This is a genomic window from Arsukibacterium tuosuense, assembly GCF_900215315.1.
In the GTDB taxonomy this organism is placed as follows: domain Bacteria; phylum Pseudomonadota; class Gammaproteobacteria; order Enterobacterales; family Alteromonadaceae; genus Alishewanella; species Alishewanella tuosuense.
Genome location: NZ_OBEB01000002.1, coordinates 190,939 through 207,428 on the forward strand (window position 1 = coordinate 190,939; position 16,490 = coordinate 207,428).

Here is a 16,490-nt window from a genome sequence, read left to right on the forward strand (position 1 = left end):
GCATAAGCAGAGCAGAAATAAGTTGAAGCTAAACGGATCGCAACTCCAACTGTTTAAAGCCAAAGCACGCCGGCTTACCACCCTGATCGGCCGCTACCGGCAGGCTTATACGATCCAGGGGGCGTTGTTAAAGCTGTCTGAACTGGCCAGTACTATCAGTGATATGCGGGAGTTTTACCCGGCTATTCACAAGATGGTGTCGGAGTTGCTGCACGCCGAAAACTTTTATGTGGTGCTATACGACACCAGTACTACCCAATACCAACTGCAATATTTTTCTGACGAAAAAGACCAGCAATATATCAAACAGGTGCCATCGACGGCCTTTTCCAGCGGCCTGACAGGTTACGTTACCAAGACCGGCAAGCCGTTGCTTTGTGATAAAGACCAGTTTAATGCCATGATTGCCAGAGGGGATATTCAGGCACAGGGGTCAGAATGTACCCACTGGATGGGTATTCCGCTGTGGCGGGACTCACAGTTAATTGGCGTTATGGCTATTCAAACCTACGACAGCGATTATCGTTACGGTGACGAAGAGCTGGCGATGTTCCTGAGCATTGGCGGCCATACCGTTACCGCGCTGGATCGGGTAAAAAGTCGTGAGTTACTGGAACTGACCGTGCAGGAACGGACCCAGCAGTTGCAGCTGATCAATCAGTCTTTACAAAAAGAAATTAAAGAACGCACTAATGCCGAGCGCCTGCAGGCGGCGTTGTATGAAATTTCTGAGCTGACCGCCAGCAGTCGTGATATGCAAAGCTTTTATAAAGCGGTGCACAAGGTGCTGTCGGGTTTAATGTCAGCAGATAACTGCTATATCGCCCTGCTAAACGCTGACCAGACCAAGCTGACCTTTCCATTTTATCTTGACCAGTATTCACCACCGGCACGGGAGCGGCCAATTAGCCGTGGGTTTACCGAGTACGTTATTCGGTGTGCCGAAGCGCGGTTAATTAATACCGATGCGGCTGAGCAACTTGCTGCAGAAGGTGAAATCCGCCGGGGGATGGCCGATCCGCTGCAACGGGCGCGCTTATCATCATGCTGGTTGGGTGCGCCGTTAATGATTGACCAGCGGGTTATCGGGGTCATCGCTGTGCAATCATATGATAACGCCTACGAATACACCGAGCAGGAGCTCAGCATTTTACGCTTTGTTTCGCAGCATATTGGGGTAGCTATTCAGCGCAAGCTGGCAGCTGAGAAACAAAAGCAGCACCAGGAAGAGCTGGAGCGTAAAGTATTTGAAAGTACCCGCGAGCTGCGTCAGACCAATTTATTTTTACGGTTACAGGTAGAAGAGCGGAAAAAAGCTGAGCAGAAGTTATTCTATGAAGCCAATCACGACTTGCTGACCGGCCTGGCCAACCGCCAGATGTTCCTAGAGCAGTTAAAGCGCCAGTTTGCTATTTACAAGCGTCAGCCCGATATTGGGATGGCGCTACTGTTTCTGGATTTAGACCGCTTTAAACTGATTAACGATACCCTGGGCCATCATATTGGCGATGCGTTTTTAATAGAAACCAGCAAGCGGATATTAAGTGCGGTACGTGAGCACGACTTAGCGGCCCGGCTGGGGGGTGATGAATTTGTGGTGTTGCTGCAAAATCTGCAGGGTGAGCATGATGCAGAGGATGTGTCACAGCGGATTATTGAAAAAGTACGCGAGCCCTATTATCTGGAAGGTCAGCAGGTTAATTCCGGAGTCAGTATTGGTATTGCTTTAATGCAATCTGATTACAGTAACGGCGAGCAGCTGCTGCGCGATGCCGACGCTGCTATGTACCATGCCAAGGCGCTGGGGCGTGGCCGGTATGCCATCTTCCAGGACAGGATGCGCGATCAGATGCTCAGAGCGCTGGGCGCTGAATAACAGCTGTTAGTCCTTTTTCAACATCTGGCGCAGCCGTTCCAGGTGGGCCTGACCGGTTTGCTGGCGCTGCTGTTCGGTTTTCGCAGGCGCCGCCTGTTGCCACTCGAGGTCGTCCTGCGGTAATTCGTGTAAAAAGCGGCTCGGTTCCGGCCTTATTACTTCGCCGTACTGCCGGCGTTCCCGCGCATAGGTGAAAATCAGCTCGCGCTGGGCCCGGGTTACCCCAACATAGGCCAACCGCCGCTCTTCTTCGACGTTATCTTGATCAATACTGCTCTGGTGCGGTAATAAACCTTCTTCCATTCCGACCATAAACACATAAGGAAACTCCAGGCCTTTCGACGCATGTAGCGTCAGCAACTGCACCTGATCGGCATTGTCTTCCTGTTGCTGGCGCTCCATCATATCGCGCAGGGTCAGCCGGGTAACCACCTCAGGCAGGGTCATGGCTTCATGCTCGTCATCCCCTTCCAGCATGGTGCTGATCCAACGGTACAGCTCATTTACGTTTTTCAGCGCCATTTCTGCTGCTTTCGGGCTATTGCTGGTTTCAAACAGCCAGGCTTCGTAATGGCTTTGCCGGATAAGATCGCGCACCGCTTCAGCCGGATCGGCCCGTTTGGTGTTATCGGCTACCTGATTTATCCAGTTAGCAAACTGCTGTACTGCCTGCTGGGCCCGGGCCGATAAATGCATTGATAATTCCATATCGCAGCAAGCCGCAAATAAACTGATATTTTTGCTGTTGGCCAGGTTGCCCACCTGCTGCAAGGTAGCTGCGCCAATTTCCCGCCTCGGTACGTTAATAATCCGCAACAGGGCGTTGTCGTCATCCTGGTTGACTAATAGCCGCAGATAAGCCATCACATCTTTAATTTCGCTGCGGGCAAAAAACGACGTGCCGCCGGAAATTTTATAGGGTATGCGGTTGGTCATCAGCGCTTTTTCAAATACCCGTGCCTGATGATTACCGCGATACAACAACGCATAATCACGGTATTCGCTGCGATTAATAAAGCGGTGCGAAATAATCTCGGCCACCACCTTTTCGGCTTCGTCTTCTTCATGTTTACAAGGCAGTACTCTGAGCGGCACGCCATAGCTATTCTGGCTGAACAGCTTCTTTTCGAATTCATGTGGGTTGTTGGCGATCAGAATATTGGCTGCTTTTAAAATCCGCTCAGCCGAGCGGTAATTCTGCTCCAGCTTAATCACATTTAAGTTGGGGAAGTCCGTTTTCAGCAGCACCAGATTCTGCGGCCGGGCACCGCGCCACGAATAGATAGACTGGTCGTCATCGCCTACCACGGTAAAGCGCTGGCGCTCGCCGACCAGTGCTTTTACCAGTTCATACTGGCTGGTATTGGTATCCTGATATTCATCAACCAGTAAATACTGAATTTTTTGCTGCCATTTTTGCCGCACTTCACTATTGTGCTGAAACAATAAGGTGGGGATCAGAATTAAGTCATCAAAATCCAGCGCGTTGTAGGCTTTTAGCTGATCGCTGTATTGCTGGTAATAATTGGCAAAATTAATACTTTGCGGGTCACTTGCCTGCTGTAAAGCCAAGGCTGGCAAGGTTAAATCGTTCTTCCAGCCGGAAATTTTACTTTGCAGCGCTTTTAATAAGTCTTTGTCACCCTGAAATTCGTTGGCAGTCAGTTCTTTTAATAACGCCATGCTGTCCTGATCGTCAAACAGGCTGAAGCTGGGCTTATAGCCAATATGCCGGTATTCTTTTTTGATGATTTCCAGGCCCAGGGTATGAAAGGTGGAAATGGTCAGGCCCCGGGTCGCGGTTTTCGGTAGTTGCGCCTGGATCCGTTCGCGCATTTCCCGCGCCGCTTTATTGGTAAAGGTTACTGCGGCAATATGGCGCGCAGACAGCTGGCATTGCTGAATTAAATAGGCAATTTTATTGATAATCACCCGGGTTTTGCCACTGCCGGCACCGGCCAGCACCAGGCAAGGCCCGGCAATAAAATGAACAGCGGCGTTTTGTTGCGAATTTAACTGCATAACCTGCACCTATACCAAGGGCGGGCATTGTAACCAAAATTAGCGGCAAATAGCATTCGCGTTCTGGATTTATCTCCGTAGAATAGCTTTATCAGCACGCTAACCCGGCTAAATGGAGCAATGTATGTTAGATCCGAAAAAAATTGAAGATATCGCTAAGCAAATTGGCAATGCCCTGCCACCGCAAATAAAGCAATTTGCTGATGATACTGAGGCCAAAGTAAAACAGGTATTGCAGCAAAAGCTGGCCAACCTCGACTTTGTCAGCCGCGAGGAGTTTGATGTGCAGCGCCAGGTACTGCTGCGCACCCGCGAGAAGGTCGAGCAATTGGAGCTGCAGGTAGCAGCCTTACTGGCGCAAAATGTAAAGCCTGACAGCCAAACCGATTTACCCACTGCCGATCAGCAGTAGTACACTGTTGCCCTGGGTGTTGCCAGGCTAAGGCAAATCAAACAACAGGGCTTCGCTGTGTTGATTAGCGGTTAACTGCAGGGCGGTTTCAGCGCTGACCATCAGGCCATCGCCGGGCTGCATTGTAATGCTATCCAGTTGCAGCTCGCCGCTTATCAGGTGCAGATATACCTTGCGACCTGGCAGTGGATAATTAAGCTGCTCATCTGCAGCCAGAGTCACCCGCAACAGCTGTACTTGTTGTTTCAGCACCAGACTGCCATCACGGCCGTCTGGCGAGGCAATCAGGGTTAAGCCTGGCTGACTGGCGAAATGCTGTTGCTGATAGCCCGGTTTGCCGCCTTGCTTGTCTGGCATGATCCAAATCTGTAAAAAGCGCAGCTCGTCTGTCTGGCTGGCATTGTATTCCGAGTGGTAGACACCACTGCCCGCGCTCATTAACTGAAATTCACCGGCCGGCAGTACTTTCTCGTTGCCGGCTGAATCTTTATGGACGATTGCACCGGCCAGCACCAGGGTAATAATTTCCATATCGCGGTGGCCATGGCTATCAAAACCGGCACCGGGGGCAACCCAGTCATCGTTAATGACTCTTAGGGCCGAAAAGCCCATATGCGCCGGGTCGTAGTAGCTGCCAAAAGAAAAACTGTGGCGGCTTTTCAGCCAGCCGAAATGGGCTTTGCCGCGTTCGTCGGCTTTGCGTAGGGTAATCATCGGGCTCTCCTTATTACTAAATAATGTAGCTACTTATTGCGGTGTGCGGTGCAAAGGCAGGGTGGCGGCCATACTGACTTCACCGGCTTCAAGGATCACATCCCTGTGCCCCTTCAGCCTGCGCAGCATCCTTGCTGCTGTTACGTCAGCACGCCCGCCACCATGCGGTCAGGTTCTGCGTAAGTTCTTGCCTCATTCATTAGCGATTCAGTTTGCCGGCCAGTAATTTATCAACAGACAATTTGCCTGCACCGCTAAACAGCAGCGAAACACTGGCCGCTAACAGCGCCAAACCAAATTCGTAACCGTTGTTGGCCATAAATAAACCATTTTCAAAATGCACCGCGAAAATGGCGACCAGCATAGCTACCGACAGGGCCGCTGCCGCCGGCCGGGTTAACAGGCCAACAATTAATGCGAGACCGCCAAAAAACTCTGCTGCACCCGCCAGCAGTGCCATCAGCATGCCAGGACTTAAACCAATGCTGTCCATCCAGCCGGCAGTGCCCTCAAGGCCATAGCCGCCAAACCAGCCAAACAGTTTCTGGGCGCCATGGGCCGCAAATATAATGCCGATAGGCAGCCGTAGTGCCAGTGCCGACCAGCCGGCCTGGGTAGCAGTAAGTTTTGCAATCAATGTTTTCATAAGTCACCTGTCAAAATATTTAATGGTTAAGTAAAGTGTTTTTGTTTACCCGACCGCATACAACCTGTCGATGTGCTAAAGATAGCGCTATACTTGGCAATCAAAAAGCGGAGCTTTTTGTATCTTTAGTTCAAAATTTTTGAATGATAGGGCCTTGCTATGGCGGTGGCTTGAAATGACTTGAGTAGGATATGCAGCAACTGATTAGTTTAGATGGCCTAAGGGCACTGGATGCCATTGACCGCAAAGGTAGCTTCGCCGCGGCGGCTGAAGCGTTGTACAAAGTGCCTTCTGCGCTTAGTTACACCATGGCGCAGCTGGAGCAAAACCTCGGGGTAAGTCTGTTCGACCGCAGCAAACAAAAGGCCCGTTTAACGCCCGCCGGGCAGTTATTGTTGCAACAAGGTCGTGAGCTGCTAAAGGCCGCTGATCAATTGCAAAAAGCCGTGCAACAACTGGACAGTGGCTGGGAGGCAGAGCTTACCCTGGCCCTGGACAGTGTAGTACCGTCCGAGCCGGTTTTTGCCTTAATAGGCCAGTTTTTGCAACTGGGCAAACTCACCCGGGTGGCGCTACGCCAGGAAGTGATGGCCGGCGGCTGGGAGGCATTGAATACCGGCCGGGCCGACATTGCCATTGGCGTACCGGCCAGTCAGCATAGCGGCTCTTATCATTTGCAGTTGCTGGGCGAAGTGGAGTTTGTATTTGCCGTTGCGCCGCATCACCGGCTGGCACAGCTGGATAAGGTGCTGACTCTGGCCGACGTACAACAGGAGACGGCGATAATTGTTGCTGATTCTGCCATCGACAGTCAGAAGCTGTCCAGCGGCCTGTTCGACAGCCGCCAGAAAGTTATTGTAGCCAACCTGGCGCAGAAAATTACTGCCCAGCAACAAGGTTTAGGCGTCGGCTTTTTACCGCGCCATCTGGTGCAGCAACAACTGGACCGCGGCGAGCTTATTGCCAAGCAGCACACCATTCCACGCGACAGCGCTAAGTTATACCTGGCGTGGCACAAACAACAGCAGGGCAACGCGCTGAGCTGGTTTTGCCAGCAGCTATGCAGCTATCCGTGGCAGAAGGTTTTTAGAGTCAGTTAATCGTCGATATGTCGCGCTGACGTTGTAGCATCGGCCTCAGATGGTTGCGTTTCGGCGCGCTCTGTCGCCGCTGGTTCAGAGTCGGCGCTGGGATCTGTATCCTCCGGGTAGGCGGGCTTATGGTCCTCTACCCATTGTTCGTCCTGGCGTGGGTCCAGTTGGGCCAGTGAGGCCCCCGACGCTGCCGGTACCGCTACATATACACTTAGCTGTTCATTGGCAATCCGCTCTGCAGTTAAGGCATAGCCACCCAGTAATAGTGCAGCTAAAGCCAGCACGGTAAAAAACAGGCCGCCCGATACGCCCAATACGGCGCCCAGGATTAATGGTGCTAAAAACGAACCTATGCCATAGGCAAACAGCAAGCTACGGCTGACTTCCACTAAATCTTTGCCGTGATCTAACCTGTCGTTAGCCCGGGCGACACTTAGCGGATAGATACTGAACAGGCTGGTGCCGAGTAAAAAGCCCAGTAGATAAAACAGCCAGGTCTGGCTGGCCAGCAGGGCAAGCAGCAGGCAGATAACAAAACTGAATAAGCCGGCCCAGGCTAATAACTTACGCCGGCCGTAGCGATCAGACAAAGTGCCGACCGGCCATTGCGCCAGCAGGCCACCTAATATTGAAATTGCCATAAAGGAGGCCACGACCGATTGCTGGCCATAGGTATTAAGCACAAATACCGGCACCATGGTGTAAAAACCGCCGACAAAAAAGCCACCAATAACGCTGCCGACCAGTGCCAGCGGCGCAATATGTAGTACTTTAGGTAAGCTGTAGCGCTCAAATGGTGCTAATACCGGCTGGCTAATCCGGGTAATGGCCACTAAAAACAATGAGGCCAGCACCAGCACAGAGCCCATTACAAACACCACATGCGATGTGATATCCATGCTTAATATAAGTTGACCAATTGCCGTCGCCATAAAGAACACTACCGTGTACACCGCCAGCACCCGGCCGCGGTCATCTGAGCTGCTTTTTTCATTCAGCCAGCTTTCCAGCACAATTAATAAGGCATAAAACGCAAAACCTGATAGCAGGCGCAAACCTGCCCAGAACCAGGGGTTGTAATGTAACGTGTGGCCGAGAAACGCCATTACCATCAGCGCAGAAAAAGCCGAAAAACTGCGGGCATGGCCAACCGAGACAATTAACTTCTGGCTGAACACGGCCGCCAGTAAGGCCCCCAGGAAAAACGCCGAGTTAATAACGCCAATGGCCATTTCCGACAGGCCGGCCTGCTTTAAATACAAGCCGATATAGGTCATCAGCATGCCATAGCCCGTGGCCAGAAAGGCGATCGAGATGAATAAAGAAGAAATGGGCAATAACGCTTGCCTGAAAAACATCGGACCTGCTCTTATTCAATAAATCAATGGTTTAACCATAGTTTGCCTTAGATGGTCAAGCAAGTGATAACCTGTGACTAGACTACGGTTCAATACTTATTGCAAAGCCAGTTCAGCGGCACTGCGGGCATGGATGTCGGTTGTATCGAATAAGGGTACTGCTGCATCCTGCTGCGATATCAGCAGCGAGATTTCGGTGCAGCCGAGGATAATGGCCTCGGCACCGTGTGCGACAAGCCCGGCAATGATCTGGCGATACTGTTCTCTGGACTCTGGTAAAACTTTACCGACACAAAGCTCATCATAAATTATCTGATGTACTTGTTGACGCTCTGCTTCATTGGGCACAAGCACGCTCAGGCCGTGCTGCTCTGTTAGCCGGGTTTTGTAAAAAGGCTGCTCCATGGTGAAATTGGTGCCTAGCAAGCCAATTGTTTTGTAGCCTGCAGCCTTAACCGCCATCGCCGTGGCATCGGCGATATGTAGTAGCGGCAGTTTTGTCGCCTCCTCAATAGCGCCCGCCACTTTGTGCATGGTGTTGGTACAAAGCACAATAAAGTCGGCACCGGCGGCTTCAAGACGGGTGGCAGCTTCAGCCAGCAACTGCCCGGCAGCGTGCCAGTCGCCAGCGCGTTGCATCCGCTCAATTTCTGCAAAATCAACGCTGTATAAGATAACTTTAGCCGAGTGCAGGCCACCGAGCTGATGTTTTACCGTTTCATTGATAATGCGGTAGTAAGGAATAGTCGACTGCCAACTCATGCCACCCAGCAAGCCAATTGTTTTCATGGTAGTTGCCTTAAAATAGAATATCCAGCATTGAGCTATTTAACACTAATTAATTGTCTTGTGGTAACACCGCTTTGGTAAGCAACCAATGGTTATCATTACGTTGAAATAACGCGAGATGACTTTTCGATTCAAATAACATCAAATTATCGTGTTGGCTTACTTTAGTATCAGGATAGAAGGGTGAAATCATTGCGTCAAAGTGGCGTAACAACTCCTGCTCAAGTGTGGTTTCGTATTCCGCACCCAGCTTGTATTTAGCAACGAACTCACCGAAATCAGACATGCTCATCGCATCTGTTACGGTATATTGATTTATGAATTTGTAGCGTTCACATTCAGAAAATAAAACCGTGGCCTCTTCTTCAAAGACAGCGTTTTCGGTGCATATTTCAGAAGGAAAGATGTTGTTAACTAACTTTTTTTCAATTTCCAATCCGTTGCAGGCAAATACTGACATTGACAACGAAACAGGAAACAAAATTTTCTTTAACATAAATTAACCTGCTCTTTTTATCCGTCGGACCAGCACTTAGTGAATGTTAAGTTGTAAATTGACTGTCCGTCAACTAATGCTGATGTTTAATTAACAATATATTTATTTATTGATAGCTCTGCATTATCATCATGGCTTTTAAAAGCAAAGGAATAAGTCATGGTAAAGGTACATATTTGGTTAAAACACGGGCCGTACGTAGGTCACGCTGCATTGACGATTGGTGATGACTATATTAGTTTCTGGCCCGATGGTGACGCGACAAAAAAAGATCTGAAAATAAAACGTAGTCATCCAGGAACCTATATGAAGAGCATCCTTAATGATATAGAAAACGAGGGCGGAAGAGCGCCGACTACTATAGAGTTACACGGACTTGACGAAGAAAAAATGCTCGATTACGTTGAGAAACTAAGAGTAAAGGTGCCGCGATATCAAATTGCACGCAATAATTGCTCTCACGTCGTCGTTAGCGTATTACTAGCAGGCGCAAATAAAAGTCCTTCCTTTATGCCTCATGCCGGTGAGTACGCAAAATTAGGCCGGGTATTAGGTTATGGTATTTGGACGCCGGCAAATGTAATGCGCTATGCCAACGAACTGAGAAATTCATGAAAGTTTTCTACCATGACAATTACAATATCAACATTGGCTTACTTAAGTTCGTCCATCCGTTTGATGGTATGAAGTTTGGCAAGGTAGTGGCGCAACTCCGGCGCGAAAAGCTGGCAGAAATTGTCGAACCAGCTCAGTGCATTCCTGAAGCGGCAGTAAACACTTTCTTTAGTTCGTTAATGCGCAGATTGGTTCTTCACAAGCGGCCTGTGCTTGAAGCGCTGGAGACCCCATACATTCCACTGGTACCTTACTCATGGCTGGAAAAACGCGTACTGTCACCCATGCGCTGGGGAGTCGCAGGCACTCTTGCTGCCAGCAAGACAGCGTTGACTGGTACCGATGCCTGGAACCTCGCTGGCGGCTACCACCATGCAGACCAGCGCAGCATGGAAGGTTTTTGCATTTACAACGACATTGGCATCAGCTGTCAGCAGCTTGTTGCCAGTGGCGAACTGACGGTAGATGACAAGATCCTGATTATCGATATCGATGCTCACCATGGTAACGGCAATGCCCGTACTTTTCACGACAATACAAACGTCACCCTGCTGGATGTGTACAACGCCGATATTTACCCTAACGACCCAGTAAGCCGGCGAAGAGTGGATATCAGCGTACCTTTGCCATCTGGTACCGGCGGTGAGTTATATCTGAATAAACTTAGCGGCGCATTGGAACTGCTTACAGGCGGTTATAAACTGGCCTTTGTAGTAGCAGGTACCGATGTCCTGGCTACTGATCCGCTGGGCGGCTTAAAGCTAAGCATTGCCGATGTCGCACAAAGCCATAAGCTGGTATATCAGCGCTTAAAAGCGCTAAATATCCCAACGGTATTTTTAGGTGGCGGCGGCTATGGCAAAGAAAGCGCCGCGGCAATAGTGGCAGGGATTAAAGCGGTCGCTGGTGGCTGAGCGTTACAGATACAGTCTTAACAAAATGGAAAGGCAAGCATGACTTCATCAACAATCAGAGTAAGAAATATACCCAAAGCTACGGCGGTGTTTTTTGATATCGTGCTGCGCTCTAAGCCGGTTTTTCTTGGTTATCAAATACTGATTTTAGCAATTGTCCTTGCTGCAATTGCACTTGAAAGCAATAATTATATTAGTCGTTTAGCGCTGTATTGGGTTGTCGGTACTTCTCTGACAACGAGTTACGTATTTTTAGCGCTGGCTCCTTGGGTGAATAATCAATTCAGGTTGATTTTGGTGTTAGTTCTTACCGTTGTGTTGTTTACATGGTGGGAGTAAAAGTCATAACAAAGAGTTAGTTGGTAGCCTACAAACAAAAAGCCAGCAATCCGCTGGCTTCTCTAATACACCTACTTGTTACTACAACATCTGCACCAGCAAATCATATAAGCGACGCTCTTGCTGGGCTTCTTCGCCGTCGCTTTGCATCAGCTCTCTGGCGGTGTCCAGCGCCTGTTGCTTATCAAATTGCAGTGCCGGTTTCAGATTGGTTAGATATCCTTCGACCTGATTGCTGCTGATCGCCTGCCGCACGTCGGCTAACGCCTGATTCTGGACGGCGGTAATACTGTTAACGCCTTGCCAATCCAGTTGATCACCAATTTCATCCAGCAGTTCCTGTTCATTCAGCCGTATTTTGCCGTCAATCCGGTACATTAAAATGGCCAGCTTGAGCAGCGCTTCATTAAAATCCTGTTGAGTTGCCATACATTACTCCTTTGGTCGCGGCCTTATTTTCCACCGGGCCGGGCTATTTTCAGTATTTCAGTTAAGCCTGCTACGGCGCCGCCGATATTGGCCAGTTCGGCTGGTACTATCATGGTGTTGTTGGCTTTCGCAAGATTACCGAACTCTTTTACATATTGTTCAGCTACCCGCAGGCTAACTGCTTCCTGGCCACCCGGGTGGTTAATGGCTTCGGCAATCTGACGGATACCTTCCGCAGTAGCAATGGCCACCAGTTCAATCTCGCGGGCACGGCCTTCTGCTTCGTTGATCTGGCGCATCTTGTCACCTTCTGACAGGTTGATAACCTCCTGCTTCTGGCCTTCAGATACGTTAATCATTGCCTGACGTTCACCTTCAGATTTGGCGATAGCCGCGCGGCGTTCCCGCTCGGCGCGCATTTGCTGCTCTAAGGCATCTTTAATGCTGAGTGGCAATTCGATATCAGAAATTTCATAACGCAGTACTTTAATGCCCCAGGGCGAGGCCGCTTCGTCCAGCGCTTTTACCACTTCTTCGTTAATTTTGGCCCGCTCTTCAAAGGTTTTATCCAGGTCAGTCTGGCCAATTACTGACCGCATGGTGGTTTGCGCCAGCTGAGATGATGCATAGCGGTAATCATTAATGCCGTAACTGGCTTTGTGCGGGTCGACTACCTGTAAATACAGCACGCCGTTAATGCCGACCTGGATGTTGTCTTTGGTGACACAGGTCTGGCGCTCAACATCGATCACTTCTTCTTTTAAGCTATGGGTATAAGCCACTTTGTCGATAAACGGAATAAGGATATGAAAGCCCGAGTCGAGGGTGCGCGAATACTTACCCAGGCGCTCGATGACAAAATTGGTTTTTTGTGGCACCACCCGGGCGGTTTTGATAATGGTAATAACTACCGCTATGGCAAAGCCCAGCGTTAGTATTGTTTGAATATCAATTTGTTCCATCTTTAGTATTCCCTTTTAAACTAACAATTAAACCGGCTGTTGGGCCGAGACAATTAAATGAATGCCTTCATTGGCTATAACCCAGGCGACTTCGCCTGCTTTTAATGGCTCGCTGGAGCGGGCGTCCCATTGCACACCATTTAACACCACCCGGCCGGCACCTTGCTGAAAATCGGCCAGTACGATCACCCGGTTGCCAATGTCGTCTTTTAACCGGCTGGGCTGCTCGCCCTTGTCGGCGACATAGCCGGTAAACCAGCGTTTAAAGTGGCCGCGGGCCAGTAGCAACAGCGCCAGGCTGACGACCCCGAAGATAAGGTATTGCATGGTGGCCGACTCTATCCAGCCCAGTTGCAGCAATACCCCGACCACAATAGCGCCAATACCCAGAAACACCGCAACAATACTGGTTGCCAGCAGTTCCGACAGAATTAACAGCACGCCAACGATGATCCAGATCATTGCGATACTCATAGCTTTATCCTGTATATGTAATTCAGCGACAAACAGTAACTGATGTTAGATAAAAGGGTCAATCAATTTAATAGCTTGCTGCTGTTTCATTTGTAAGAAACTATAACGGCAGTATTGCACGGTGATGCAGCTTGTTGTCTGCAGCAAGTACCGTTATGTTATTGCCCAGTATGTTTAGCAGTATTAATAAGAAGCAGAACGATGGCACAGCGGAAAATATACGAATTACTGGTAAATGAAGAAGACACCCGTGCCTGCAGGGACATCCCGGATAGTGCCTGTATCAAAGTACCGAAAAACTTTGTGCTGGTGCTGCTTAGCCAGATTTTACTCAGCCTGGGCGATTTACTGACCAGCCCGAAAACGGTGCTGACCTGGCTAATGAGTGTAGTCGGCGCGCCGGCAGCAATGGTGGCATGGCTGGTGCCTATTCGCGAATCCGGCTCGATGTTACCGCAATTGCTGATTGGCGCCTGGGTGCGTCGTTATGCGATTCGGAAAACCTTCTGGATTGCCGGCAGTATAGTACAGGGCAGTTGTGTGCTGGCAATGGCACTGGTGGTCAGCCAATGGCAGGGTGCTGTGGCAGGCCTGGCAATTATTGGTCTGCTGGTGCTGTTTAGTTTAGGCCGTGGATTGTGTTCAGTGGCGATGAAAGACGTGCAGGGCAAAACCGTGCCCAAGGGCCAGCGCGGCCAGTTAACGGGTATAGCCGGTACGGTGTCCGGGGTGCTAACCCTGCTGGTATCACTGTGGTTATTACGTCAGGAGCCCGACAACCTTGTTGTCTACATAGTGTTGTTGGTTGCTGCTGGCCTGCTGTGGTTCAGCGCCGCCGCTATCTTCAGCCAGGTGCAGGAACAACCCGGCGAGACCGATGGTGGTGCCAATGCGCTGCAATTGGCCTGGCAAAACCTCGGTTTATTGAAAACAGACAGTCACTTCCGCCAGTTTGTATTATGCCGTAGCTTACTGCTCGGCTCGGCACTGGTATCACCTTTTCTGGTGGTGCTGGCCCAGCAACACCATGGCAATGGCCAGACGTTGGCCTGGTTTTTAATTTGTGCCAGCCTGGCCAGCGCGCTTAGTGCTGTGTTCTGGGGCAAACTGGCCGATCGCAGCAGCCGTCAGGTTATTATTATCGCCGCTGCGATGGCGCTTACCGGTTGTGCCGTGCTGGCTGCGCTGCACCTGTTCGTCGGACAACTTGCGTTGCATGGTTACCTGCTGCTTTTTTTACTGTTAAGCATTGGCCATGCCGGGGTGCGGGTCGGCCGAAAAACCTATTTGCTGGATATGGCATCGGGTAACAAGCGTACTGACTATGTGTCGGTCAGCAATTCTCTGATTGGGGTACTGTTGTTAGTGGTCGGTGGCATCAGCAGCCTGCTTGCCTGGTGGTCTTTGCTGGCCGTACTGTGGTTTTTTGCCGCCAGTTGCCTGGCGGGTTTGCTGTATGCACTAAAATTACCTGAAGTGTCACAAGCTGACTAAACGGGCGCTTAGTGAAACCAGCCAGGGTTGAACTCCCTGGCCAGATACTATTCCACGATTGCCGCTTTTTTACTGGCGAACAGCTGCTGCTCGAGACTTTTGCCTTTGCTTAGCTGCTTATATTGCCAGCCATTGGCGGCCAGGCATTGCAACAACCTGATATCGAAATCATCAACCACCTGGGGCTGATAACTTAACTGATACTCATGGTTGCGGCCCGCTGTTACCTCTGTCACTCCTTTTAGCTGGCGCAGTTGCTGGCACACCTCGCTGCTGTCAACCGCAGCGGCATCTGCCCCGGTAGCAAGCTGTAAGCTTAAATGTGCTGCGCTTTCACTTGGCTGGGCATGGTGTTGCTGTAACTGACCATCCTGTAAATAAAACACCTTGTTACACAGCCGCTCCAGCTCGAAAATATTGTGTGAGCTGATTAAAAAGCTGGCGTGCTGGCTTAAATCGCTAATCAGCTCGCGGATATGCAGCGCATTGGCCGGATCCAGCCCGGCAGTTGGTTCGTCCAGTAAAATAAGCGCTGGCGAGCCGATAAATGCCTGGGCCATGCAGGCCCGTTTACGCATACCGTGGCTAAGTGCGCCGGCTTTGGTGTGGTAGTGCGCTGCCAAATCAACCAACGCCAGCACCCGTTCGGTTTCTGCACGGGCGGCCCGGGCAGATAAACCCTGCAGCTGGCCATAAAAACTCAGTTGTTCGCCAATGCTAAAAGCCGGATCCAGCTGGGCGTCCTGCGGTAAGGCACTCACTTTGCCAAATAAGGTCTGGCTGCCGGGCTGTTGTCCCAGTAGCTGCATGCTGCCGCTATCGGCTTTAATGTAACCACATAACAAACTGAACAAGGTGGTTTTGCCGGCGCCGTTCTGGCCGATCAGCGCCACGGTTTCGCCTTTGTTTATTTCGAAGCTGATATTGTTCAGCACCTTATGCCGGCCATAGCTTTTTGCCAGTTGGCTAACCTTAATAATAGGGTTATTCATTACAGTGCCCTCCGGCTTAAAATTTGCTGGGCAATAAGCAACAGAACAGCAGTTTGTGCTAGCGGTAGTGCCGCCAGTTGCAGGCTTTGCCAGCCCTGGGCCGGAATAAGCTGCCATATTTGCGCGCCTGGCATATATTCCAGTAAAAATGCGGCGCCAGGCTGATGATAAATAAGCCAGCTAAGCAAACCAAATACCACTCCCAGGCTGACGATTGCCAGGCTTAGCGCCAGCCGGGACGAGCGGGCCCAGGCGGAGAACACCGTCATTAGCGCGGTAAATGGCATTAACACAATCAGCAGATGGCAGCTTATCAGCAAGGCGGCTTCAATCGCCTGCCAGCTAATGCTGCCCTGGCGCCAGGCGCTGATGGCGAGCGTCGCGGCCAGCGATAACAGTATTAAACACAGCTGTACTATTAACTGGCCGCAAAAGCGGCCCAGCACTATGGCGGTGCGACTGCTGCGCAGGCTGATAAAGCGCAAGGTACCGCGCGCAGCATCGCTCGACAGCTGGTTGGCAGTAAAAACCAGACTTAGAAACGGCAGCAGTATCAGGCTCAGCATCCAGTACAGGGTCAGTTCCGGGGCCGGCCAGTTTAATAACTGGTGCAGACCCAGCATGCCGAAGGCCGCCGTTAACGATTTCTGGAAATTGGGTTCCTGCAGTATTTCAGTGGCCGGGGCAATGGCATAGCGTAACAGGAAAAACCAGACCACAGCGGTAGCCGCCAGAGTCATCAGGCCGCGGCGGGTCAGCCACAACCGGGACAGTTCTACCTGGCTGAACAGCCTGATCTGACGCAATAACAACGTGATTGACATAAACACTTCCTTTTATTGTCTTCTTTGTTTTTCTATCCGT

The 16,490-nt window shown here is 50.6% G+C and carries 18 protein-coding genes; 7 read left to right on the forward strand and 11 right to left on the reverse strand.

The window, feature by feature from the left end; genetic code table 11:
• Window positions 1-22: 22 nt before the first annotated feature.
• Window positions 23-1,876 carry a sensor domain-containing diguanylate cyclase gene (locus CRO03_RS05365; RefSeq protein ID WP_097110599.1) on the forward strand — a complete coding sequence of 618 codons (1,854 nt, stop codon included), beginning with the start codon at window positions 23-25 and terminating at the stop codon, window positions 1,874-1,876.
• 6 nt (window positions 1,877-1,882) lie between these two features.
• On the opposite strand, the gene rep is transcribed toward CRO03_RS05365, so the two are convergent.
• Window positions 1,883-3,898 (reverse strand): DNA helicase Rep, encoded by a 2,016-nt coding sequence (rep, locus tag CRO03_RS05370; protein WP_097110600.1) that lies wholly within the window; start codon window positions 3,896-3,898, stop codon window positions 1,883-1,885.
• Between the two features lie 124 nt (window positions 3,899-4,022).
• Between rep and ubiK the strand changes: the two genes are divergently transcribed.
• On the forward strand, window positions 4,023-4,310 hold the full coding sequence (gene ubiK, locus CRO03_RS05375) for a ubiquinone biosynthesis accessory factor UbiK (protein ID WP_097110601.1): 288 nt from the start codon (window positions 4,023-4,025) through the stop codon (window positions 4,308-4,310).
• A gap of 27 nt (window positions 4,311-4,337) precedes the next feature.
• On the opposite strand, the gene CRO03_RS05380 is transcribed toward ubiK, so the two are convergent.
• On the reverse strand, window positions 4,338-5,024 hold the full coding sequence (locus CRO03_RS05380) for a pirin family protein (RefSeq protein ID WP_097110602.1): 687 nt from the start codon (window positions 5,022-5,024) through the stop codon (window positions 4,338-4,340).
• A gap of 199 nt (window positions 5,025-5,223) precedes the next feature.
• A complete protein-coding gene (locus CRO03_RS05385) occupies window positions 5,224-5,670 on the reverse strand; it encodes a DoxX family protein (protein WP_097110603.1) in 447 nt (148 codons plus the stop codon).
• A 191-nt stretch (window positions 5,671-5,861) separates the two neighbouring features.
• Between CRO03_RS05385 and CRO03_RS05390 the strand changes: the two genes are divergently transcribed.
• Complete coding sequence (locus CRO03_RS05390) at window positions 5,862-6,770, forward strand: LysR family transcriptional regulator (RefSeq protein WP_097110604.1); 909 nt, start codon at window positions 5,862-5,864, stop codon at window positions 6,768-6,770.
• On the opposite strand, the gene CRO03_RS05395 is transcribed toward CRO03_RS05390, so the two are convergent.
• The 3 genes from CRO03_RS05395 to CRO03_RS05405 all read right to left on the reverse strand — a co-directional run bounded on the left by CRO03_RS05395 (window position 6,767) and on the right by CRO03_RS05405 (window position 9,407).
• Complete coding sequence (locus CRO03_RS05395) at window positions 6,767-8,122, reverse strand: MFS transporter (protein WP_097110605.1); 1,356 nt, start codon at window positions 8,120-8,122, stop codon at window positions 6,767-6,769. The genes CRO03_RS05390 and CRO03_RS05395 overlap by 4 nt on opposite strands.
• Window positions 8,123-8,218: 96 nt before the next feature.
• The gene (locus CRO03_RS05400) at window positions 8,219-8,911 is read right to left on the reverse strand and encodes an aspartate/glutamate racemase family protein (protein ID WP_097110606.1); all 693 of its coding nucleotides are present in this window, start codon (window positions 8,909-8,911) and stop codon (window positions 8,219-8,221) included.
• 49 nt (window positions 8,912-8,960) lie between these two features.
• Window positions 8,961-9,407: a hypothetical protein gene (locus tag CRO03_RS05405; RefSeq protein WP_097110607.1), complete on the reverse strand. Its 447-nt coding sequence runs from the start codon at window positions 9,405-9,407 to the stop codon at window positions 8,961-8,963.
• Window positions 9,408-9,566: 159 nt separating this feature from the next.
• Here CRO03_RS05405 and CRO03_RS05410 point away from each other — a divergent pair, with 159 nt between their 5' ends.
• The 3 genes from CRO03_RS05410 to CRO03_RS05420 are packed head-to-tail and all read left to right on the forward strand — an operon-like array spanning window position 9,567 to window position 11,275.
• Window positions 9,567-10,022, forward strand: coding sequence for a hypothetical protein (locus CRO03_RS05410; protein WP_097110608.1), 456 nt, complete (start codon window positions 9,567-9,569; stop codon window positions 10,020-10,022).
• Complete coding sequence (locus tag CRO03_RS05415) at window positions 10,019-10,936, forward strand: arginase family protein (RefSeq protein ID WP_097110609.1); 918 nt, start codon at window positions 10,019-10,021, stop codon at window positions 10,934-10,936. The genes CRO03_RS05410 and CRO03_RS05415 overlap by 4 nt, the downstream gene beginning before the upstream one ends.
• A gap of 39 nt (window positions 10,937-10,975) precedes the next feature.
• Window positions 10,976-11,275, forward strand: a complete 300-nt coding sequence (locus CRO03_RS05420) for a hypothetical protein (RefSeq protein ID WP_141397725.1) — start codon at window positions 10,976-10,978, stop codon at window positions 11,273-11,275.
• A gap of 81 nt (window positions 11,276-11,356) precedes the next feature.
• Here CRO03_RS05420 and CRO03_RS05425 read toward each other — a convergent pair whose 3' ends face one another.
• From CRO03_RS05425 to CRO03_RS05435, 3 genes are read right to left on the reverse strand one after another with little or no spacing between them, the layout of a single operon-like run.
• Entirely contained in the window at window positions 11,357-11,704 is a 348-nt protein-coding gene (locus tag CRO03_RS05425; RefSeq protein WP_097110611.1) for a tellurite resistance TerB family protein, read from the reverse strand.
• 23 nt (window positions 11,705-11,727) lie between these two features.
• Window positions 11,728-12,666 (reverse strand): SPFH domain-containing protein, encoded by a 939-nt coding sequence (locus CRO03_RS05430; RefSeq protein WP_097110612.1) that lies wholly within the window; start codon window positions 12,664-12,666, stop codon window positions 11,728-11,730.
• 27 nt (window positions 12,667-12,693) lie between these two features.
• Window positions 12,694-13,140 carry an NfeD family protein gene (locus CRO03_RS05435; protein WP_097110613.1) on the reverse strand — a complete coding sequence of 149 codons (447 nt, stop codon included), beginning with the start codon at window positions 13,138-13,140 and terminating at the stop codon, window positions 12,694-12,696.
• Between the two features lie 201 nt (window positions 13,141-13,341).
• Between CRO03_RS05435 and CRO03_RS05440 the strand changes: the two genes are divergently transcribed.
• Window positions 13,342-14,634: an MFS transporter gene (locus tag CRO03_RS05440; protein WP_097110614.1), complete on the forward strand. Its 1,293-nt coding sequence runs from the start codon at window positions 13,342-13,344 to the stop codon at window positions 14,632-14,634.
• 47 nt (window positions 14,635-14,681) lie between these two features.
• Here the strand turns inward: CRO03_RS05440 and CRO03_RS05445 are convergent, their stop codons facing one another.
• The gene (locus tag CRO03_RS05445; protein ID WP_097110615.1) at window positions 14,682-15,626 is read right to left on the reverse strand and encodes an ABC transporter ATP-binding protein; all 945 of its coding nucleotides are present in this window, start codon (window positions 15,624-15,626) and stop codon (window positions 14,682-14,684) included.
• Entirely contained in the window at window positions 15,626-16,450 is an 825-nt protein-coding gene (locus tag CRO03_RS05450) for an ABC transporter permease subunit (protein WP_097110616.1), read from the reverse strand. Before CRO03_RS05450 ends, CRO03_RS05445 begins: the two co-directional genes overlap by 1 nt.
• Window positions 16,451-16,490 lie beyond the last annotated feature (40 nt).